The following is a 21,169-nucleotide window of genomic DNA, read 5'->3' as shown; positions in this document are numbered from 1 at the left end:
TCGACCTGTCAGAATGTTTGCTGTGAACATTCGGTTGCTACTGGCTCCGCGGTGGGTGCGCTGGTTGGTGATGGTCGCCCTCATGACAGCAATCGGCGGCCCGCTGTGGATCTTCCTCATGCCCGACGACGGATCGGACTGGACAGCCCGCGCGGTGCAGATACCGGTGCTCAGCATCGGTGTTGCAACCCTGCTGATCGTTGTTCAGGAACGATTCCGTCAGTCCTTTCTCGCCGTCCTTGATGGGTTAGACGCGACGCAGCGACGCCAGGCCATCGAGGCAAGCCAGCGCGGTGCCGCACCCACCGAGGCGCCAGTGCTGTCGGCGGCTGTGCGGCTGTGCACGCTCCTTGTTGGCACCAGGCTGCGGACGCCCACATGGGCGCGATGGGTCGCATACCTAGTTCCAGCGGGTGCGGCGCTCATCGCAGTCGCCCGCCTCGTTGATCACGATGTCTGGCGTGCCATGGCGTGGCTTGCGGTGGCCGCGCTGATGGCGTTGGTTTTTTGGTGGGATGCACGCACATTGCGTCGGCTACAACAGCAGCTGAACCTGTTACGTGCCGCAGCTGCCTCATCGCTGGGAGAGGTTCCCGCCCTTGCCGAGTCCGAGTACCCGTCGGTGACACCGTCACGGAAGGTGTGGCTGATCGTCTTCGGCGCCGTGATCGCCATGTCCGTAATCGCCGGTGCCGCCGCCTATTTGATGGAGCGCGCGCAGCCCGGACATGGCGCCACCGGGCGCAGCGAATGCGGTAAGGCCATAACAACCCTGGCTGTCTTCAGCGAGCGCGAGGATCTCACGGACTCTCAATCGATCGTCCCGGGCGGCCCAAGCCTGGCCGACTACGAGAAGTGGTCCAACGAGATTCGCACTCGCGCGGCTCAGGTGACCAGATCCGATCTCGCACCGAGGGCACAACACATTGCCGAGCTATCCGGTCAAGCCGTCTCCGTTGTTCACGAAACCCGCAAAGTGCCAGGAACGCAACGAGAGCAGCTACAGCAGCAAGTTGTCTACGCCAAGCTCATCGCCCACATGTATGACGAAGCAGCGGTAGTTCTTGACGTATGCCATAGCTGACCGGCACTCACCCGCAGTCGTACTGCACTCCGATACCGCGCGGCGGAGTTGCCCGCTTGGTGCATCCGTACACCGAAAGCTCGTCGCTCATTCGGATAGCCGAGTGATGCGGGTAGTTCACGCAATACAGACCCTTCTGGTCCGATCTGCATTGGTAGTCACCAAATTTCAGCCGCTTGCCGTGTTCTAACGGCAGGCCCACCCCCTCACTGAACGGCCCAGGGTCTCCATGCAGGCTGCCCACGGTGACGGTCGCTCCGTCGAAACTCACCCAGCCCGAGATCCATTGGCCGGGCAAATCGGGAGGACGGGGCGGCGCATTGTGAATCCCCGGCAGACAGGACAGCGGCATCTTGTACTTGAACGCTGTGATGCATCCCCCGATGATCCGGGGACCGAGCTCACCGGGTGAGCGGAACGCCACCTCACCTTCAGACAGCTGAGACGGTGCGCCGTCCTGATCGACCGTGCGAAATTCCTCGGCGTCGACGGGCGCACCCGCCTCGATCCAACGGGTCACCGACTCCACGGACGCCTCCGGCCCCGGGGCTGTCGTGGCCGTCGACGTCGTTGTTGCCGGCGCCGTGGACGGTGCACTGGCGGATGGAGATGTGGAGGAGGTCGGCGCCTGCTGCTGCGTGTGTGCGACACAACCCGCGACCAGGAAGATCAGGCACAACACGCTCCAGACACGCACCCGGTGAGCGTAGCTTGTCCTCCGCATTGGGTAGGGTCCCTCGGCGTGACTCAGAGCGTGACCGTGAAATCTGTAAATGCCCGCCTCGCTGCTGAACTGGAGGTCGCCGAGGCCCAGGTCGCGGCGGCTGTGCGGCTGCTCGACGAGGGCGCGACGGTCCCGTTCATCGCGCGTTACCGCAAGGAAGTCACCGGCAGCCTGGACGACGGCCAGCTGCGCAGTCTGGAAGAGCGGCTGCGCTACCTGCGGGAACTCGATGAGCGCCGCGCCGCGGTGCTGTCCTCCATCGAGGAACAGGGCAAGCTCACCGACGAGCTCAAGGCGGCACTGCTCTCGGCCGATACCAAGGCGCGTGTCGAAGACATCTATCTGCCGTACAAGCCCAAGCGACGCACCAAGGCGCAGATAGCCCGCGAGGCCGGTCTGGAGCCGCTCGCCGACCGGCTGCTGGCAGACCCGAACCTGGTGCCCGATGAGGTGGCCTCCGAGTTCCTCACCGAGGAGGTCGCCGACGCCAACGCCGCCCTCGACGGCGCGCGTCACATCCTGATCGAGCGCGCGTCCGAGGATGCCGAGCTCGTCGGCGCTACCCGCACCAAGTTCTGGGCAGACGGCGCGCTGCGCACCGCCCCGTGGTCGGAGGACGCCGCGAAAACCGAAGCGGCACAGAAGTACCGTGATTACTTCGAGTTCTCCGAATCCCTGGAGACCATGCCCTCGCACCGCGTGCTCGCCGTCATGCGCGGCGAGAAGGAGCAGGTCCTGGCCCTGAATTTCGACGGCGGCGACGACGCACCGTATGAGGCCATGGTCGCGCAGTCGCTCGGGGTCAACCTGACCGCCAAGACCCCAGCAACGCCGTGGCTGGCCGGTACCGTCCGGGTCGCCTGGCGGGCCAAGCTCATGTTCTCCGCCTCCGTCGATGCCCGCCTCAAACTGCGTCAACGCGCTGAGGAAGACGCCGTCGGCGTCTTCGCCCGCAACCTCAAGGATCTGCTGCTCGCGGCCCCCGCCGGCACGCGCGCCACCCTCGGCCTGGACCCCGGGTTCCGGACCGGCGTCAAGGTGGCCGTGGTGGACGGCACCGGCAAGGTGGTCGACACCTGCGCGGTCTACCCGCACCAGCCGCAGAAGAAGTGGGACGAGGCCAAGGCCACGCTCGCGGCGTTCGTCGCTCGCCATGGTGTCGAGCTGATCGCCGTCGGCAACGGCACGGCCTCACGCGAAACCGATGCCCTGGCAGCCGAACTCATCGCCGACATTAAGGCCGCCGGTGCCAAGGCCCCGACAAAGGCGATGGTCAGCGAGGCGGGCGCATCGGTCTATTCGGCCTCCGCCTACGCCGCGCATGAGCTACCCGAACTCGACGTGACACTGCGGGGTGCGGTCTCGATCGCGCGGCGCCTGCAGGATCCGCTGGCTGAGCTCGTGAAGATCGAGCCCAAATCGATCGGCGTGGGGCAGTACCAGCACGACGTCACTCCCGGCACCCTCGCGCGCAGCCTCAATGCCGTTGTCGAAGACGCCGTCAATGCCGTTGGTGTCGACCTGAACACCGCCTCGGTACCGCTGCTGGCGCGAGTCTCCGGGGTGACGGAATCCCTGGCAGAATCCATCGTCGCGCACCGCGAGAAGGTGGGTGCCTTCCGTAGCCGCAAGGGCCTGTTGGAGGTTCCCCGTCTGGGCCCCAAAGCCTTTGAACAGTGCGCCGGGTTCCTGCGTATCCGTGAAGGCGACGACCCGCTCGATGCGTCCGGCGTGCATCCCGAGTCCTACCCGGTGGTGCGCAAGATTCTGGACCGCTCCGGTGTCACCCTCGCCGAACTGATCGGCAACGAGCGCTCGCTGCGCTCGCTCAAACCCGCCGATTTCGCCGATGACCGGTTCGGGATTCCTACCGTGACAGACATTCTCGGCGAGCTGGAGAAGCCCGGACGCGACCCGCGGCCCGCGTTCACCACGGCCACCTTCGCCGCGGGCGTCGAGAAGGTCTCGGACCTGAAGGTCGGCATGGTGCTCGAGGGTGTGGTGACCAACGTCGCCGCCTTCGGCGCGTTTGTCGATGTCGGCGTGCACCAGGACGGCCTCGTGCACGTGTCGGCGATGTCGGATCGGTATGTCTCCGACCCCCACGAGGTGGTCAAGTCCGGCCAGGTGGTTCGGGTCAAGGTCACCGAGGTCGACATTCCGCGTCAGCGCATCGGTCTGACCCTGCGCCTCAACGACGACCCGCAGCAGGGCAAGCGTCCCGACCGCGCCAGCACTCCCCGACGCGACGACAGGAATCAGGGACGGCCAAACCAGAACCGCAGCAAGAATTCCCGTCCGCGAGAAGAGACCCGGCCCGGTGGCGCCATGGCCGATGCGTTGCGCAACGCAGGTTTCGGGCGGTAGCCGACGACTACCCGCGCCGCTTTTCGGTGGCGGCACAGAACCGATCTCGGGCCTGATCCGCGGTGAGATTCGTGAGCCCTAGGTCATATGACGTCGCCAGCCGACAAGGACCGGCGGTGCCGTCCATGCCGACTCCATCGTTCTGAACCGACACGATCGGCGCGAGCTCGTCACCATCGAACCGATAGATCCGCGTGAGCCAGCTGCGTGTTGGGCCGGTCCCGTACTCCGCGATAAAACCGTCTCCGGCATGCCAGAAGTCACTGCCGAACAGTGCACCGACATCATGCATCACGTCATCACGCAGGTGCGGAGCACGCACCGCACGGAACTGTGTGGAGTTACCCGTCGTCCGCCACAGCGCCCAGTGCGAATTCGGATGCGCGCCACCGGTGTCCAATGAAAGGAGCAGCTCATCGCGGCCGTCGCCGTCCAAATCTCGCAACAGCATGATGCCGGATTCGGGCGAGTCCTCGATGGCGTGGCTGACCGTTTGAACCATCACTCCGGAACCCGTGAAGATGCGAATCCGGGCAGATGTACCAACAATCCGTTTCTCGAACCGGAGCCCTAGCGCGTCGGTCGAGGTGAACTCGCAGTTCTTGGCACCGACGCTACTGAGGATGTTCCTGCACTGCGCCAGCGAATCGGTGCCGACACGGCACGACGGCGCCCCCGCAGCGCAGAGCAGCGCCGCGACAACCGCGACCAAGCCTCGTACCCGGAGCACAGTCGCAGCGTAACCGTTCACCCTCAGATGTCGGTGCCCTTGGCTAACCTGGCGCCGTGCTCACCACTGTCGCCATCCGGGGATACCGGTCCTTGCGCGATATCGTGCTGCCGCTTACCCAACTCACGGTCGTCACCGGCGCTAACGGCACCGGAAAATCCTCCCTGTACCGGGCACTGCAGCTACTGGCCGACTGCGGCCGCGGCGAGGTCATCGGCTCGCTGGCGCGCCAGGGTGGACTGCAATCGGCGATGTGGGCCGGGCCGGAGTTTCTCAAGGGCGCACGACGCACAGGCGCCGTTCAGCCCACGGTCCGCACACGCCCTGTATCCATCGAATTAGGTTTTGCATCAACAGATTTTGGTTACCTGGTGGACCTCGGCCTGCCGATACCCAGCGATTCCGCCTTCGGCCGCGACCCGGAGATCAAGCGCGAGGTCGTATTCACCGGACCATCGGTTCGCCCAAGTTCGACCCTGGCCCGCAGAACCCGCCCCGTGGTTGAAGCGCGTGCGGAGTCGGGGCGCGGGTTCAAGGATTTCAGTCGCTCGCTGCCGACCTACCGCAGCATGCTCTCTGAATTCCCCGGCAGGTTCCCCGAATTGGGCGCCGTCCGGGACACGCTGCGCTGCTGGCGGTTCTACGACGGTTTCCGTGTCGACATGCTCTCCCCGGCACGCCAGCCCCAGATCGGCACGCGCACAACGGTGCTCTCGAATGACGGCAGCGATGTGGCCGCCGCTATCCAGACCATCATCGAGACTCGCAGTGACATCCTGGACAGGGTCATCGCCGACGCATTCGACGGCGCCTCGGTGGCCGTTGCGGTACGCGACGGGGTCTTTGATCTGCAGGTGCAGCAGGCCGGCATGCTGCGCGCATTGCGTGCGGCCGAATTATCCGATGGCACTCTACGTTTCCTGCTGTGGGCGGCGGCACTGCTGAGCCCTGAACCACCACCACTGATGGTGCTCAACGAGCCCGAGACGTCGCTGCATCCGGATCTCATCGCACCGCTGGCGGCACTCATTCGCGCCGCTGCGGCGAAAACCCAGGTGGTGGTAATCACCCACGCCAATGCGTTGGTGGATCATCTTGCGGCGCGGCCGCTGCGCGAGATCCTCGCCGGCGATGAGGATCGATTCGACGATGCGGGATCAGCGGTGCGGCTCGAACTCGTCAAAGACTGGGGCGAGACGCAGATCGTGGGACTTGACGCGCTGAGAGCCCCGTCCTGGCATTGGGGTACTCGGTAGGCAGAGGCCGCATCACCACTGGTTGTTGAGCTTGGCGCCCCCACCATTGATGACGCTCTGGTGGCTGGCGTCGCCGGTCTGGGTAACGGCGTGATGATGATGTGCGCTCTGGCTGCTGCCTTCGGCCACGACACTGGGTGCGGCCATCATCCAGAGGGCGGCAATGACGGGGGCGAGAACGGCGAGTGCCAATCCGGCCCAGATGACGACCTTGCCGGCTGCGTTGGCGACGAGAGTGTTCATGGTCATTTCCTTTGCGTTGGAGGATGTCTTGCTCATGAATCAATCGTCGATCTGAGGGAGATCCGGCAGTAGACCTCGCGAATTTGTGGGCTCACAAGGCTGATTTGTGCCTAACATGGATCATGTTGAGCAGCCGGATGCCAGAACTGTCCGCGTTCGAGGTGCTGCTGGGTATCGCAAGGACCGGCAGTCTCAGTGCCACGGGCCGCGACCTCGGCCTGACCCAGCAGGCCGTATCGGCGCGCATCGCCTCCCTTGAAGCACAGACCGGCGTGCCACTGGTCACTAGAACTCCACGCGGGTCTCAGCTCACCGCCACCGGCGTCGCGGTAGCCGAATGGGCCGCCAAGCTGCTGGCGGTCGCCACGCAGGTCGACACCGCGCTGGCATCACTGCGCGAAGAGAGCCGAGCCCGCGTCAAGGTCGCGGCGAGCCAGACCATCGCCGAGCAGCTGATGCCGCGCTGGTTGGTGTCGCTGCAGGCTGCGGCGGCACGCTTGGGCACCTCGGCTGCCACGGTGGTACTCACCGCGACCAACAGCGAGCACGCCGCCGAGGCGGTGCAGGACGGCAGCGCCGATGTCGGATTCATCGAGAGCCCCCTGGCACCCAAGGGCCTGCGCAGCAAAGTGGTGGCCCATGACCAACTCGTCGTCGTGGTAGCGCCGGATCACAAGTGGGCCAAACGAACCCGACTGGTCAACCCCATCGAGCTCACTCAGACACCGCTGGTCGCGCGCGAGGCCGGGTCGGGTACCCGAGACTCGCTGACCGCAGCGCTGCGCACCGCACTCGGCACCGTCGATCAGGCCGCGCCTGCCCTGGAACTGTCCTCCGCCGCAGCGGTACGGGCAGCGGTACGCGCGGGAGCCGGCCCGGCGGTGATGAGTGCGTTGGCGGTCGGCGACGACTTGGCCATGGGCAGACTTCGCGCCGTCGCAGTATGCGATATCGACCTGCACCGCGATCTTCGCGCCATCTGGCGCGGAGCGCGCGTACCACCCGCCGGAGCCGTCCGTGACCTTCTCAGCCATATCGTGGGATTCCGGGGCTCGCGTTGAGAGTTAGTTGCTCCGGGTGAGCCGAAGGGTTGCCAGATAACCGAGGCACACTGTTGGGTAGACCGTCGAACCTCAGGAAGGGAGCGCAGTGACCGAAGCGTCACGGGACAACGTTCTGATCGTCCATTGGCACGACCTCGGTCGCTACCTGGGCGTCTACGGACATCCCGATGTGTCCAGCCCACACCTGGACCAGCTGGCGGCCGACGGCATCCTGTTCACCCGCGCACACGCCACGGCGCCACTGTGTTCACCATCGCGCGGCTCGCTTTTCACCGGCCGATACCCGCAAAGCAATGGCCTCATCGGGCTGGCCCATCACGGCTGGGAGTATCGCGCCGGCGTGCGCACACTCCCCCACATTCTGTCCGGATCGGGCTGGCACACAGCGCTGTTCGGAATGCAGCATGAAACGGCGTATCCCGCGACGCTGGGATTCGACGAGTACGACGTGTCGAACTCGTATTGCGAATACGTGGTGGAGCATGCATCCCGGTGGTTGCGCAATTCTCCCAAGGCACCGTTTCTGCTGACCGCTGGATTCTTCGAAACACATCGCCCGTTTCCACGGGAGCGCTATGAACCTTCCGACGCCGACACGGTGAACGTGCCCGACTATCTGCCCGACACCCCCGAGGTGCGCGACGACCTGGCCGAGTTCTATGGCTCAATCGCGGTGGCGGATGCCAAAGTCGGTGAATTGCTGGACGTGTTAACCGAGACCGGCCTCGACGAGAACACTTGGGTCGTCTTCATGACCGATCACGGCCCGGCATTGCCGCGCGCCAAGTCCACCCTGTACGACGCCGGCACCGGCATCGCGCTGATCGTGCGCCCCCCACGTGGCCGACGCGCCGAGTCACTGCGCTACGACGAACTCTTCAGCGGCGTCGATCTGCTGCCCACGCTCCTGGAATTACTCGGTGTCGATATTCCCGGGGAAATTCAGGGAATTTCTCACGCCGGCAATATCCTGAAACCGGCGGAAGAATTAGAACAAGTCCGCTCCGAACTATTCACCGCGAAGACATATCACGATTCCTTTGACCCCATTCGTGCCATTCGGACAAAGAACTACAGCTATATAGAGAATTACGCACCCAGACCGGTCCTGGACCTGCCATGGGACATTGCCGACAGCCCCCCGGGCCGGGCTGTCGCCACGCACATCACCAACCCACGCCCACACCGGGAGCTCTACGACCTTGTCGCAGATCCGGGAGAAGCACATAACCTGCTGGCACTCGATGCCGATCCGGAGGCACGGGCCGTCGCCGACGACTTGGCGCTGCGCCTCAACGACTGGCGTGAGAAGACCCTCGACGTCATTCCCTCGGATTTTGCGGGCACACGCATATCTGAGCGTTACACCGAGACATTCCTGCGCATCCATGGCCGCCCCGGAGCCAACCGTTCCGCCATCGCCGACGAACGCGGCATCGAACAATAGTTATGTTCGCTATGATTGCAATTCACGGCGAACCCAATTAGTCGAATACAAAACAATTGCGGTTAGGCTACTGCGCATGCCCGAACATCCCACCGCATATCTGGTGCTCGCCTCGCAGCGCAGTGGCAGCACACTCCTGGTGGAATCTCTGCGCGCAACCGGTGTAGCGGGCGAGCCGCAGGAGTTCTTCCAGTACCTGCCCACCACAAGCCAGTCCCCGCAGCCGCGGGAGTGGTTCGCCGGCGTCCAGGACGAGTCGATCCTGCGCCTGCTCGATCCGCTGGACGCGGGCAAGCCCGACCTGGCGCCCGCCACCATCTGGCGCGATTACATCCGCACCGTGGGACGCACCCCCAACGGAATCTGGGGCGGCAAGCTCATGTGGAACCAGACCCCGCTGCTGCTGAACCGCGCCCAAGGTCTTCCCGACCGATCCGGCGACGGTCTACTCGCCGCGATACGCGACGTCGTCGGCAGCGACCCGGTGCTGGTGCACGTATACCGACCAGACGTGGTGTCCCAAGCGGTTTCGTTCTGGCGCGCGGTGCAGACCCGCGTGTGGCGTGGACGCCCCGACCCGGTGCGCGATGCCCGCGCCGAATACCACGCGGGGGCCATCGCCCATGTCATCACCATGTTGCAGGCGCAGGAAGCCGGGTGGCGCCGCTGGTTCGCCGAGGAGAACATCCAGCCCATCGATGTCTCGTACCCATTCCTGTGGCGCAACCTGACGCAGGTGGTGGGCACCGTGCTGGAGGCGCTGGGCCAAGACCCCCGGCTCGCACCGGCACCGGTACTGGAACGGCAGGCAGATCAGCGGTCTGACGACTGGGTGGACCGCTACCGGAGCGATGCGGAACGAGAGGGACTGCCACTATGAGCGACACCGCGACAACGCCCGATCTCTTACAGGTCAACGAGCTTCGGCTGTTGGAGGCCGAGGCGGTGCACATCATCCGGGAGGTGGTTGCCGAGCTGCAACGCCCGGTGCTGCTGTTCTCGGCGGGCAAGGACTCGATCGTCCTGCTGAGGTTGGCCGAGAAGGCATTTCGCCCCGCGCCGTTACCCTTCCCCGTGCTGCATGTCGACACCGGGCACAACTTCCCCGAGGTCATCGAGTTCCGTGACCGCCGCACCACCGGGCACGGACACAAGCTGATCGTCGCCTCGGTGCAGGACACCATCGACGCCGGACGGGTCGCCGACCCGGGCCCAGGCGCCTCACGCAACCGTCAGCAGACGCGCACCCTGCTCGATGCATTGGAAGCCGGCGATTTCGACGCGGCATTCGGCGGTGCCCGCCGTGACGAGGAACGTGCCCGCGCCAAGGAGCGCATCCTGAGCTTCCGCGACGAGTTCGGGCAATGGGATCCGCGGGCACAGCGTCCCGAGCCCTGGTCGCTGTACAACGGCCGCATCCGTAAGGGCGAACAGGTCCGGGTCTTTCCGTTGAGCAACTGGACCGAACTGGACATCTGGCGCTACATACAGCTGGAAGACCTTGAGCTGCCCTCGATCTACTACGCACACCAACGCGAGGTGTTCGGGCGTGACGGCATCCTGCTGGCCACCTCCGAGTACGCCACCCCACAGGGCGACGAGGTGGCAGCCACCGAATGGGTCCGCTACCGCACCGTCGGCGACATGACGATCACCGGCGCGGTCCGCTCCCAGGCCACCGAGATCGAAGGGGTGATCGCGGAGATCTCCGTGGCCACCGTGTCCGAGCGCGGCGAGACTCGCGCCGATGACCGCACATCCGTGGCCGCCATGGAAGACCGGAAACGAGAGGGCTACTTCTGATGAGCACCCACACCGCGGTGGACACCCGCCAACTACTGCGCATCGCCACCGCCGGTTCGGTGGACGACGGCAAGAGCACCCTCATCGGGCGACTGCTGCATGACACCGACAGCCTGCCGGTCGACCACCTGGAGGCCGTCACCGACGACGAGGGAAACGCCGACCTCGCTGCGCTTTCCGACGGCCTGCGCGCCGAACGCGAGCAAGGCATAACGATCGACGTCGCGTACCGCTTCTTCTCCACCGCGACCCGCAGCTACATCCTGGCCGACACCCCGGGTCACGAGCGCTACACCCGCAACATGTTCACCGGCGCCTCCAACGCGCATGTCGCGATCCTGCTTGTCGACGCGCGAGCCGGAGTGCTGCGCCAGACCCGTCGCCACGCCCGCATCGCAAAGCTCTTGGGTATCAAGCACTTCGTGGCCGCGATCAACAAGATCGACCTGGTTGACTTCGATGCGGAGCGGTTCGCGGAAGTCGAGCGCGAGCTGCATCTACTGGCCGACCGGCTCGGCAAGGTAGACATCACCGTCATTCCTATCGCAGCCAAGCTCGGCGACAACGTGGTGCACCGCTCCGAGAACACAGCCTGGTACAGCGGGCCGACGCTGCTCGAATACCTTGAGAACGTCGAGCTTTCGCCCCCGCAACCGGAGGCCGCCAAACTGCGCCTGCCCGTGCAGTGGGTTTCGCGCCCAACGGCCGATCAGCGTCGGCGATACACCGGACGGTTGGCGGGTGGCACCCTCAGCGTCGGAGACCCGGTGGTGAACCTGCCGTCGGGAACCCGGTCGACGGTGACGGTGGTCGACACTCTGGATGAAAACCGTTCTACCGGTGTGGCTCCACTGTCGGTCTCGATCGAATTGGCCGACGACATCGATGTGGGCCGCGGCGATGTGCTGGTGAGCGGCGTAGAGGATGCGGTGCTGCCGGTGCTGGCGCGCGAGCTGGACGCCACGGTCTGCTGGTTCACCAACGGCCCGCTGCGAGCCGGTGACCGGCTCGCACTCAAGCAGGGCACCCGGACGGTGCGGGCCACCGTTCAGGCTCTGCACACCCGGCTGGACCCGGAAACTCTCGACGAGCTGGACGGTCCGGTTGAGTTGGCGCTCAACGACATCGGCTCGGTAACTCTGCGCACCAGCTCGGTCGTGGTGGCCGACTCCTACGCCGACAGCAGGGACAGCGGCGCGTTCATCCTGATCGATGAGGCATCCAACGACACCGTCGGCGCCGGCACCATCACCGAGGCACGCGAGGTGAAACCGGAGACGCACTCGCGCACCGATATCCGGTGGCATCCCTCGGCCCTGGATCGCGAATACCGCTGGGATAGCACCACTCAGCGCGGCGCCATCATCTGGTTCACCGGCCTGCCCGCGTCCGGCAAGTCGACCATCGCAGTCGCGGTGGAACGGGCGCTGGTGGAGTCCGGCCAGGTGGCCTACCTACTCGACGGCGACAACCTGCGCCATGGACTTTCCGATGACCTCGGGTTCTCACCGGGCGACCGCGCCGAGAACATTCGCCGGGTATCACACCTCGCGCGGCTCTTCGCCGACGCCGGAGTGGTCGCGCTGGCATCACTGGTGTCGCCGCTGCGCTCCGATCGGGAGACCGCGCGCAGCATCAACGCCGCGGCCAAACTGCCGTTCATCGAGGTGTACATCTCCACCCCGCTGGCCGAATGCGAGAAGCGGGACCCCAAGGGGCTGTATGCACGGGCTCGCGCCGGCGAATTGAAGGGGTTGACGGGTGTGGAAGCACCCTACGAGGCTCCGGAAAATCCCGAACTCGTTCTCGACACCACCGGTGCCGATATCGACGGGCTGGTGGCGCAGGTCATCGACGTTCTTAACCGCGCTCGCTGAGCGCGGTTAAGAGCGAACCGGCTTAGGTACGGCTGGCTGCGCGCTCGAGAACCGGACGCTGCTCGGGGCAGTACTCATCGATCGAAGCGCCCAGGAACTGCCACTTCTGCTCGGTGGAGGTGTTGCGGTCCAGGTTCTTGGTCAGGAAGCTGGTGGCCTGGTAGGCGTCCTTGTCCAGACCGGTGTCCAGACGGTGGCAGGCGATCTTGCCGAGGTATGCAGTCTTGTCCGGCGGCGCGTAGATGCCGTAGGAGTGCAGTGTCTCGTTGAAGCTGACGTCATCGGCATGCGCCGGGGAGGCCATGGCGATCGCGGCAGCACCCGCACCCATCGCGATCATCGCAGTAAGACTGAGTCCCTTCATGCCGGTGAGTCTACATCCGTTGACCTCATGGGACATAGGTTCGACGATGTCATCGTGATTGACACCACTATCCGGGCCTCAAGATCGCGTAAAGACCCACGAAAAGCGCCACCTCCGGGTCTACTCTCCCCCGGTGGTTTCTGCGCCCCCGACCCAGCCCGTACCGCCGCGCGTCGCCGACCCGCGGCTACGCCGCGTCCTGAAGGATGACGCACACAAACTGACTGCAGTCGGCGGCCTCGCCGCGCTGTCCCTGGACGCGCTGTCCTCGGTGGCCTACGGCCCGGAGGCCATCGTCCTGGCCCTGATCGCGGGCGGGGTCGGCGCCGTCGCCTTCACCTTGCCGGTGGCCATCGCGATCTCGGTGCTGCTCATCGTGTTGGTGTTCTCCTACCGCCAGGTGATCGCGGTACACCCCGAAGGTGGCGGCTCCTACGCCGTGGCCAAGAAAGACCTCGGCCGGGGCGCGAGCCTGCTGGCGGCCGCGAGCCTCGTCGTCGACTATGTGCTGACTGTCGCGGTGAGCCTGGCTGCCGGGGCGGCGAGCCTGGCGAGCGCCTTTCCCGCCCTCGCCCCGCATCTGCTGTCCATCACGCTCATCGGACTGGCCATCCTGACCGTCCTCAATCTCATCGGCATCAGCGAGTCGGCCAAGGTGCTCATGCTGCCGACCTTCGTCTTCATCGTGTGCATCCTCGCGGTCATCGTCTTTGGGTTGTCGCATCCCACCCCCGTGGCCGTCATCGGCAAGGACCTCGGGCCCATCGAACCGGTCAGCGCGCTCGGAATCATCCTGGTTCTCAAGGCATTCGCGGCCGGATGTTCGTCGCTGACGGGTGTCGAGGCCATCGCGAACGGCGTCCCGGCGTTCAAGACACCCGCCATCAAACGGGCCCAGCACACCGAGGTCGCGTTGGGAATTCTCTTGGGCGTCATGTTGATCGGACTGAGCATCCTCATCAAGGCACACCATGTGGTCCCCCGCGGCGACGTCACCATTCTGGCGCAGCTTTCCGCTGCGGCCTTCGGCACCGGAATCCCCTTCTACATCACCAATGTGACCGTCGCACTGATCCTCGGGTTCGCCGCCAACACCAGCTTCGGCGGGTTGCCGGTGTTGATGAGCCTGCTCGCCAAAGACGATCGGATGCCCCATCTCTTCGCGTTGCGAGCCGAGAAGCCGGTCTACCGATACGGAGTGGCGGCACTGGCCGCCTTCGCGGCGGTGATCCTCATCGCCAGCGGCGCCGACACCCACCGGCTGCTGCCCCTGTTCGCGATCGGTGTGTTCATCGGATTCACCATCAGCCAAGCCGGTTTGGTCAAACACTGGTTTTGTGCGCGCACCCCGGGCTGGCACTGGAAGGCTGCACTGAACGGGTTCGGCGCGGCCCTGTCGGCCATCGCCATGGTCGTGTTCTTCAGCAGCAAGTTCACCGAGGGCGCGTGGCTGCTGGTCATCGTCATTCCCCTGCTGATTCTGCTTTTCGGGCGCACCGAAAACTACTACCAGGGCGTCAAACGCGAACTGGAGCTCGATGAATTGCCCACGCTGACACCCAATCCCCCCGATCAAACACCCCTGGTGATCGTGCCGATCGACGACATCAACAAACGAACGGTTCAGTTACTCGAGGCGGCATTGCACCTCGGTGGCGAGGTGGTTCCGGTCACCATCAGCCGCACGGATCAGAAGGCGCACGCCATGACCAAACGCTGGGATCAATGGAACCCTGGGCTTGAGCTCGTGGTGCTGCCGACCGCGCACCGATCGCTGGTGACACCACTGGTGGAGTACGTCAAGAAGCGTCAGTCCGACGGCCGCCAGGTGACCGTGCTCATCACCGAGATCAAGACCAAGCGCCGCTGGCACCAGATCCTGCACAATCAGACCGGAATTGTGCTGACGGCCAATCTCATTGATCGCACCGACGCGATTGTCGCGAACTATCCATACCGCATGAACTGACGGCACACACCGCCGTCAGTTGGCCGCCTGCGCGGGCACCTTCTCGGCGACGGCGTCGTCTGTGTGATCGTCGAGCATGGTGGTTTCGTCGAACGGATCGGCACCGGAGAGCACCGTCTTGATCCGCTCACGATCCGTTGTCTTGGTCCAGGTTCCGATGAGCAACGTGGCCACCGCATTACCGGAGAAGTTGGTCAGTGCCCGCGCCTCCGACATGAACCGGTCAATGCCGACAATCATCCCGACCCCGTCGATCAAGTCGGGCCGATGGCTCTGCAATCCACCCGCCAGCGTGGCCATGCCGGCACCGGTCACCCCGGCCGCGCCCTTGGAAGCGATGATCATGAACGCCAGCAGCGAGATCTGCTCACCGATCGACAACGGCTTGCCCATCGCGTCGGCGACGAACAGTGAGGCCATCGTCAGATAAATCGCCGTTCCATCCAGGTTGAACGAGTAGCCGGTTGGGACAACGATTCCCACCGTCGACTTCTCGACGCCGAGGTGCGTCATCTTCGCGATCAGTCGCGGCAGCGCCGATTCGGAGGAAGACGTCGAGACGATCAGCAGATACTCACGCGCCAGATAGCGCACCAGCTTGAAGATCGACACCCGGGCCACCGCCCACAGCAGCGCGCCCAGCACACCAAAGATGAAGATCACACACGTGGTGTAGAAGCCGAGCATCAGTGCGCCCAGCTCCTTCACGGCGTTCCAGCCGGTCTGGCCGACCACATTGGCGATGGCACCGAAGGCGCCGATGGGCGCCAGCCAGAGCACCATGATGAGGACCTTGAACACCAGCTTCTGAAGCATCCCGACACCGCGCACGATCGACTCACCGGTGGATCCCAGAGCTTGCACCGCGAAACCGACCAGCAGCGCGATAAACAGCGTTTGCAGCACGCTGCCTGAGGTCAGCGCCGAGAACATCGTCTCCGGCACAATCGATTTGATGAAATGCCAGGTGCCACCGGCGGCATGCGCCTGGTCGGCGTACTTGGCACCCGCCCCCTGATTCGCCCCGGACAAATGCAACCCGGTGCCCGGCGCGAGCAGGTTGCCAACAACCAGACCGATCGCCAGCGCGACGGTCGACATCGCCAGGAAGTACACGAACGCCAGCCCGCCGACGCGGCCGACACTGGCGGCCTTGCGCACCGATCCGATGCCCAACACGATCGTGCAGAAGATCACCGGGCTGATCATCATCTTGATGAGGCTGACGAAGATCTCGCCAAGCACCCCCACCGACTTGCCGAACCCCGGCCACAGCATGCCGACCACGACGCCCAGCACCACCGCGACGATGACCGCGATATAGAGCCAATGGGTGCGGTCCTTGCGTTTCTTGGGCGGGGTGCTCTCGGAGGCCGTGGATTCGGTCACTGTCATGGCCCCTATCGTGCCGTACCGTGACCGGGATCACAGCACGGCCCCGCCCATTGACCCACGTGCGGCGATGAACTGCCGGAAACACGGCCGACGGGCTTTCACCTGCATCGATAGGTTGGCGGGTACCCTGGCGGCCATGGACAGCAACCGCCGCGACGATGCGGCCGCCCAGGGCGGCTCCACGTCATACGGGTCGTGGTCGCAGTCCAGCCAACCGTTGGATTACCCCGATGACCCGGCCTACGCCTCGCAGGCGTTCGAGTATCCCGCGCTCTCCAGCACTGCCCAGCCCAACCAAACGGCTGTGCTGCCGCAGCAATACGGGTCTTACGGTCCTCCCCCACAGGATCCCCCGCCCCCGCGCCGATCGAACACCTTCTGGCTGTGGGTCGTCGGCATCGGGGCGCTGGTCGTCATCATCGCGCTCATCGCCACGCTCGTCGTTCTGATCCAGCGCCAGGATGAGCAGCCCCCCACAGTTATCGCCACTCCCTCCACCCGAACCTCGACGACCACCGCGCCCAGCGTGCCGAGCCTCCCGCCGATACCGAGTTTCACCATTCCCCCAATTCCGGTGAATCCTCCGACACAGGGAAGTCAGGCGGCCACCGAGGCTGTCGTCTATGAGGTGTCCGGACGCGGCCCCGCCCTCAACATCACATACTTCGACGCCAGCGGCTCCCTGCAGATGGAGTTCAACGTCAAGCTGCCGTGGCGCAAGGAAGTCAAGCTCAACTCCGAACAGTTGACGAACGCCGTCGTGATCGCCGCCGATTTCTCGCACGACGTCTCCTGCACCCTGCTCGTCAACGGAGCGCAGAAGAGCACCACCTCGGGAAAGATGGCGACCTGTAGCGGTATGGGCTAGCTTGCGCCGCTGATGTTTTCGCCGGTCACCGGGTGGTACCGGGGAACCTTCACCAACATCACCGCCACCATTCCCAGCGCGATCATCAGCACCGGGCCGGCGATTCCCGCACGGGTGGCGTGGAACAGCAGCGCAAAGACGGCGAAAAGCCACGGACCGACGAAAGAGACCGCCCGCCCGGTCATGGTGTAGAGGCCGAAGACGAACGCCTCCCGGCCCGCCGGCGCCATGCGTAGCACCAGCGTTCGGGCCGCCGACTGGGGCGGGCCGACGAACGCGGCGATCGCGAGCCCACAGATCCAGAACGAGGGCTCACCGGACAGGCACATCATCACGATGCCGAGGGTGACGATCGCGACCAAGGAGCCGACGATGATCCCCTTGGACCCCAAACGAGTGTCGATCAAACCGCCGACAATCGCACCGGCCGCGGCCATCACATTCCCGGCCACGCCGAACAACGTGATGTCGGCCCCGGATAAGTGGAAGACCCCGTTGGCGATGACGGGGGTCAGCGCGAACATTGCGACCATCCCGTCGCGGAAGATCGCGCTTGCCCCCAGGAAGTAGATGATGCGCCGATCCATGTGCCACTGCTCGACAAGGTCACGCCACAATTCCCGGTACACCCCGAAAAACCCGGGCGAGGTGGGTGGCGGGTCCTCCGGATCGGTCACCGGTCGGCTGAGCACCAGCGGCAGCGCGAACACCGCGAACCACGCCGCCGCCAACAACGCGGAGACCCGCACGTCGTATCCGTCGGCAGCGGGTATGTGGAAGAAGCCGCGAGTCGGTCCGTCCCCCGAGATGAAGCCCAGATAGCAGATCAGCAGAACGACTACGCCGCCGATGTAGGCGGCCGCCAGGCCGAGCCCGGATACCCGCGAGGCGTTGGCCGATGTGGTGAGTCCGTGCAGCGTCGCGTTGTAGGGAACCTGCGCGAGTTCGTTGAAAACCGAACCCGCGCAATATAACCCGAGACCCAGCCAGAGGTAGCGGTTGTCCTCACGCACCAGGCTCATCGCCGTGGCGACCAGCACCACCAATGTGGTGAGTGTGCCCAGCGCGATACGGCGCCGCTGTGGCGTGTCGGCCCATACCCCGATCACCGGAGCGAGCAGGAAAACAAGGACACCGCCCAGGCCCATCATCCAGCCGAGGAGTCCCTGGGGGACACCATCGGGCATCCCGGCGCCGACTCGGCCCGTCAGATACGGCGTGAAGATGAACATCACGATGACGGTGTTGAAGGCCGCAGACCCCCAGTCAAACGCCGCCCAGGCAGCTATCCGGCCACGTGAGGTGGGGGTGTCCGATTGTCGGTTCGGTCCTGGGTCTTGACGCTCCACAGGCTCCTCGACGCCAGGCATGCTCATTAACGACAAGCGTAGCTTGGCCCACAGTGGGCAACCTTTACGATTGCCCCATGCCGATACCCGCACCAAGTCCCGATGCCCGCGCCGTTGTCACCGGAGCCTCTCAGGGGATCGGAGCGGCGCTCGCCGAAGAGCTTGCCGCCCGCGGACACAGCCTCATCATCACCGCCCGCCGTGGCGAGATCCTCAATGACCTGGCCAACACCCTCACCGAGAAGACAGGGGTGATCGTCGAGGTGCGCGCAGTGGACCTCGCTGACCCCGGTGCGCGCGGCGCCCTCTGCACCGAGTTGTCCGAGCGCAACATCTCGATCCTGTGCAACAACGCGGGGACCGCAACGTTCGGGCCCATCCGCGGCCTGGATCCCGAGGGCGAACGCAAGCAGGTACAGCTCAACGCCGTTGCGGTGCATGACCTTACGCTGGCGGTGCTGCCGGGCATGCTTGAGCGTGGGGCCGGCGGCATCCTCATCTCGGGATCGGCGGCCGGGAACTCTCCGATTCCCAACAATGCCACCTACGCCGCCACCAAGGCATTCGCGAACACCTTCTCCGAGTCGCTGCGCGGCGAACTCAAGGGCACCGGGGTGCATGTCACGCTGCTGGCACCGGGACCGGTGCGCACCGTCGAACCCGACCCTGCCGAAGCCTCGATTGTCGATAAGGTGGTCCCGGACTTCCTGTGGATCAACGGGGAGTACACCGCTCGCGTGTCATTGAATGCATTGGAACGCAACAAGATGCGCGTCGTGCCCGGCATCACTTCTAAGGCAATGTCGGTAGCCGCGGGGTACGCACCGCGCGCCATAGTGGCCCCGATCGTGGGCAGCTTCTATAAGAAGCTCGGCGACTGACCCTCGCCCCGCAAGTCACGTAGCGTAGCGCCGGCGGTCTCGACTCGGCCCTGATCGAGCACGTGGTCGGGGTCGACGATGACGCCCTTGGACCGCAGGAAGACGTCGACCGAGGCCCACAACGTCTCGGCAAGTCGCTGGCCCACAGCCTCCTCGGACGTGGCACCCTGCGCTGCTTGCCATATCGCCGTCGTCGCCGCCGTGCCGATCAATGCGGCGGCCAGCTGATCGACACCGGCGGGATGCACGTTGACCCGCTCGAGGAACGATGACATCGCCGCGGCCAGTTCGGCGATGGCCCCATCGTGCCGAAGCGCCGGGGCGGACTTTCCGCGCACACTCACCATCTGATGTTCGAAAAGGAATCGGGTCGACTGCGGATACCGCCGCACCAGCTCGATGAAGCGGGATGCGGCGCGCTGCGCGGATTCTCGCGGCGGGATGGCGATGTCGACGGCCGAGGTCAGTCGCCGCCGGATGGCGCCCACCATGGCCTGCGCCACCGAGTCGAAAAGGTCGTTGCGGTCTTCGAAATGCCTGTACAGCTTGGGTTTAGCGGAGTGTGCCGCGCGGACGACGTCCTCGACCGTGGCCGACGGGCCATTTCTCTCGATTGCCACCACCGCCGCCGAGACAAATTTTCGGCGCACCCGGACCTTGTGCTGAGCCCACCGGTCGCGCCGCGCATCACCGCCATCCGCCATGCCATTGACGATACGCGAAGTACCCGGTACTTTTCGGTACTAGCTACGGAATGGCGGACTGAGCAGCGGGAGGCATGTCATGTCGCAAACGCCCATCGATCACGACGACTCACCCATCGAACGCACGGCGGTGCGGCTCCTGCGCTCATCGGTCGAGCGTTCCTACAACCCGGAAGTGGATGTCGATTGGGACGCCCCCGACGTGCCGGGCCTGCGCTACGTGCCCGACAAGTACATCTCGCTGTTCGGCACGAAAATGTTCGAGCGGATGACCGAGGACGAGAAGATCACACTCGGGCGCCTGGAAGCATCGGCCCTGGCCAGTTGGGGCATTCTTGCCGAGAGCGCCTTGATGCACCCCATGCTCAAACTGGCCTCGGTCAGCGATCCCCGCAGCGCCACAGCGCAATACGCTCTGACCGAAGTCGCTGACGAGTGTCGCCACTCGGTGATGTTCGGCCGCCAGATCAACACGTTGAGCGACCGCAGCTATAACCCACCCAAGATCGCCCGGGCATTGGTGGGCATCACCGCGCTCGCACCGTTGTCCGCGACGATCTTCTCGATGATGCTCATGGTCGAGGAGATACTGGACCGATTGCAGCGCCAGACCATGAATGACGAGACGCTGCAGCCCCGCACCCGTGCGATCGCCAAGATTCACGTCATCGAAGAGGCTCGTCACATCAGCTACGCCCGCACGGCGCTGAACCGCGCGGTCACACGAACGGGCCGAGCCCGAATGGCTGTCGAGCGCGTAATCGTCGCCGCCGGGGCATCGGTAATCCCACTGGTCATGGTGCAACCGGCCGTGTACCGCGACGCCGGGCTTCCGCCTCTCAAGGCAACGTGGGCCGCGCTACGCAATCCGCACTATCACGCAAATCTACGGTTCTTCGGCGAGCGCCTTGTCCGCGTCATGGATGAGGCCAACATGCTGGAGGGCCGTCTGGTGCAGTTCCTCTGGCAGCGCTCCCGGATGCTGCCCGAAGGCTTTGTGCCACAGTCGAAACGGACAGCGGACGGCTAGATCGACGATCGACT

At 64.9% G+C, this 21,169-nt stretch carries 19 protein-coding genes; 12 read left to right on the top strand and 7 right to left on the bottom strand.

The features are described from left to right. Window positions 1-22 precede the first annotated feature (22 nt). A complete protein-coding gene (locus AOT83_RS05240; protein ID WP_057979728.1) occupies window positions 23-1,084 on the top strand; it encodes a hypothetical protein in 1,062 nt (353 codons plus the stop codon). A 7-nt stretch (window positions 1,085-1,091) separates the two neighbouring features. Here the strand turns inward: AOT83_RS05240 and AOT83_RS05235 are convergent, their stop codons facing one another. Beyond that, window positions 1,092-1,781 carry a hypothetical protein gene (locus tag AOT83_RS05235; protein ID WP_057964991.1) on the bottom strand — a complete coding sequence of 230 codons (690 nt, stop codon included), beginning with the start codon at window positions 1,779-1,781 and terminating at the stop codon, window positions 1,092-1,094. Between the two features lie 45 nt (window positions 1,782-1,826). On the opposite strand from AOT83_RS05235, the gene AOT83_RS05230 reads away from it, so the two are divergent. After that, on the top strand, window positions 1,827-4,175 hold the full coding sequence (locus AOT83_RS05230; RefSeq protein ID WP_057964992.1) for a Tex family protein: 2,349 nt from the start codon (window positions 1,827-1,829) through the stop codon (window positions 4,173-4,175). Between the two features lie 7 nt (window positions 4,176-4,182). Here AOT83_RS05230 and AOT83_RS05225 read toward each other — a convergent pair whose 3' ends face one another. Beyond that, the gene (locus AOT83_RS05225; protein WP_057964993.1) at window positions 4,183-4,905 is read right to left on the bottom strand and encodes a hypothetical protein; all 723 of its coding nucleotides are present in this window, start codon (window positions 4,903-4,905) and stop codon (window positions 4,183-4,185) included. A 56-nt stretch (window positions 4,906-4,961) separates the two neighbouring features. On the opposite strand from AOT83_RS05225, the gene AOT83_RS05220 reads away from it, so the two are divergent. Next, the gene (locus AOT83_RS05220; RefSeq protein ID WP_057964994.1) at window positions 4,962-6,161 is read left to right on the top strand and encodes an AAA family ATPase; all 1,200 of its coding nucleotides are present in this window, start codon (window positions 4,962-4,964) and stop codon (window positions 6,159-6,161) included. A gap of 12 nt (window positions 6,162-6,173) precedes the next feature. Here AOT83_RS05220 and AOT83_RS05215 read toward each other — a convergent pair whose 3' ends face one another. Continuing rightward, window positions 6,174-6,440 carry a hypothetical protein gene (locus AOT83_RS05215; protein WP_057964995.1) on the bottom strand — a complete coding sequence of 89 codons (267 nt, stop codon included), beginning with the start codon at window positions 6,438-6,440 and terminating at the stop codon, window positions 6,174-6,176. Between the two features lie 83 nt (window positions 6,441-6,523). On the opposite strand from AOT83_RS05215, the gene AOT83_RS05210 reads away from it, so the two are divergent. The 5 genes from AOT83_RS05210 (at window position 6,524) to cysC (ending at window position 12,595) form a co-directional block, all read left to right on the top strand. Further along, a complete protein-coding gene (locus tag AOT83_RS05210; protein ID WP_057965170.1) occupies window positions 6,524-7,465 on the top strand; it encodes a LysR family transcriptional regulator in 942 nt (313 codons plus the stop codon). A gap of 88 nt (window positions 7,466-7,553) precedes the next feature. Then, window positions 7,554-8,915: a sulfatase gene (locus AOT83_RS05205; RefSeq protein ID WP_057964996.1), complete on the top strand. Its 1,362-nt coding sequence runs from the start codon at window positions 7,554-7,556 to the stop codon at window positions 8,913-8,915. 76 nt (window positions 8,916-8,991) lie between these two features. Beyond that, complete coding sequence (locus AOT83_RS05200; protein ID WP_057964997.1) at window positions 8,992-9,795, top strand: Stf0 family sulfotransferase; 804 nt, start codon at window positions 8,992-8,994, stop codon at window positions 9,793-9,795. After that, window positions 9,792-10,718 (top strand): sulfate adenylyltransferase subunit CysD, encoded by a 927-nt coding sequence (gene cysD, locus AOT83_RS05195; protein WP_057964998.1) that lies wholly within the window; start codon window positions 9,792-9,794, stop codon window positions 10,716-10,718. Before AOT83_RS05200 ends, cysD begins: the two co-directional genes overlap by 4 nt. Then, on the top strand, window positions 10,718-12,595 hold the full coding sequence (cysC, locus tag AOT83_RS05190; protein WP_030095059.1) for an adenylyl-sulfate kinase: 1,878 nt from the start codon (window positions 10,718-10,720) through the stop codon (window positions 12,593-12,595). The genes cysD and cysC overlap by 1 nt, the downstream gene beginning before the upstream one ends. A 22-nt stretch (window positions 12,596-12,617) precedes the next feature. Here cysC and AOT83_RS05185 read toward each other — a convergent pair whose 3' ends face one another. Next, window positions 12,618-12,959: a DUF732 domain-containing protein gene (locus AOT83_RS05185; RefSeq protein ID WP_030095058.1), complete on the bottom strand. Its 342-nt coding sequence runs from the start codon at window positions 12,957-12,959 to the stop codon at window positions 12,618-12,620. 133 nt (window positions 12,960-13,092) lie between these two features. Here AOT83_RS05185 and AOT83_RS05180 point away from each other — a divergent pair, with 133 nt between their 5' ends. Next, complete coding sequence (locus AOT83_RS05180) at window positions 13,093-14,928, top strand: APC family permease (RefSeq protein WP_057964999.1); 1,836 nt, start codon at window positions 13,093-13,095, stop codon at window positions 14,926-14,928. Between the two features lie 15 nt (window positions 14,929-14,943). On the opposite strand, the gene AOT83_RS05175 is transcribed toward AOT83_RS05180, so the two are convergent. Next, window positions 14,944-16,323 (bottom strand): cation:dicarboxylase symporter family transporter, encoded by a 1,380-nt coding sequence (locus AOT83_RS05175; RefSeq protein ID WP_057965000.1) that lies wholly within the window; start codon window positions 16,321-16,323, stop codon window positions 14,944-14,946. 136 nt (window positions 16,324-16,459) lie between these two features. On the opposite strand from AOT83_RS05175, the gene AOT83_RS05170 reads away from it, so the two are divergent. Next, on the top strand, window positions 16,460-17,191 hold the full coding sequence (locus AOT83_RS05170) for an MmpS family transport accessory protein (RefSeq protein WP_057965001.1): 732 nt from the start codon (window positions 16,460-16,462) through the stop codon (window positions 17,189-17,191). On the opposite strand, the gene AOT83_RS05165 is transcribed toward AOT83_RS05170, so the two are convergent. Next, a complete protein-coding gene (locus AOT83_RS05165) occupies window positions 17,188-18,561 on the bottom strand; it encodes an MFS transporter (RefSeq protein ID WP_057965171.1) in 1,374 nt (457 codons plus the stop codon). The genes AOT83_RS05170 and AOT83_RS05165 overlap by 4 nt on opposite strands. A 56-nt stretch (window positions 18,562-18,617) precedes the next feature. Between AOT83_RS05165 and cmrA the strand changes: the two genes are divergently transcribed. After that, window positions 18,618-19,421 (top strand): mycolate reductase, encoded by an 804-nt coding sequence (gene cmrA / locus AOT83_RS05160; protein WP_030095053.1) that lies wholly within the window; start codon window positions 18,618-18,620, stop codon window positions 19,419-19,421. Here the strand turns inward: cmrA and AOT83_RS05155 are convergent. Further along, window positions 19,400-20,125, bottom strand: a complete 726-nt coding sequence (locus AOT83_RS05155; protein WP_057965002.1) for a TetR/AcrR family transcriptional regulator — start codon at window positions 20,123-20,125, stop codon at window positions 19,400-19,402. The two genes, cmrA and AOT83_RS05155, sit on opposite strands and share 22 nt — an antisense overlap. 79 nt (window positions 20,126-20,204) lie before the next feature. On the opposite strand from AOT83_RS05155, the gene AOT83_RS05150 reads away from it, so the two are divergent. After that, a complete protein-coding gene (locus AOT83_RS05150; RefSeq protein WP_057965003.1) occupies window positions 20,205-21,155 on the top strand; it encodes a diiron oxygenase in 951 nt (316 codons plus the stop codon). The last annotated feature ends 14 nt before the right edge of the window (window positions 21,156-21,169 follow it).

The organism is Mycobacteroides sp. H001 (assembly GCF_001440005.1).
GTDB lineage: Bacteria > Actinomycetota > Actinomycetes > Mycobacteriales > Mycobacteriaceae > Mycobacterium > Mycobacterium gwanakae.
This window is presented reverse-complemented; position numbering and strand designations above follow the sequence as displayed.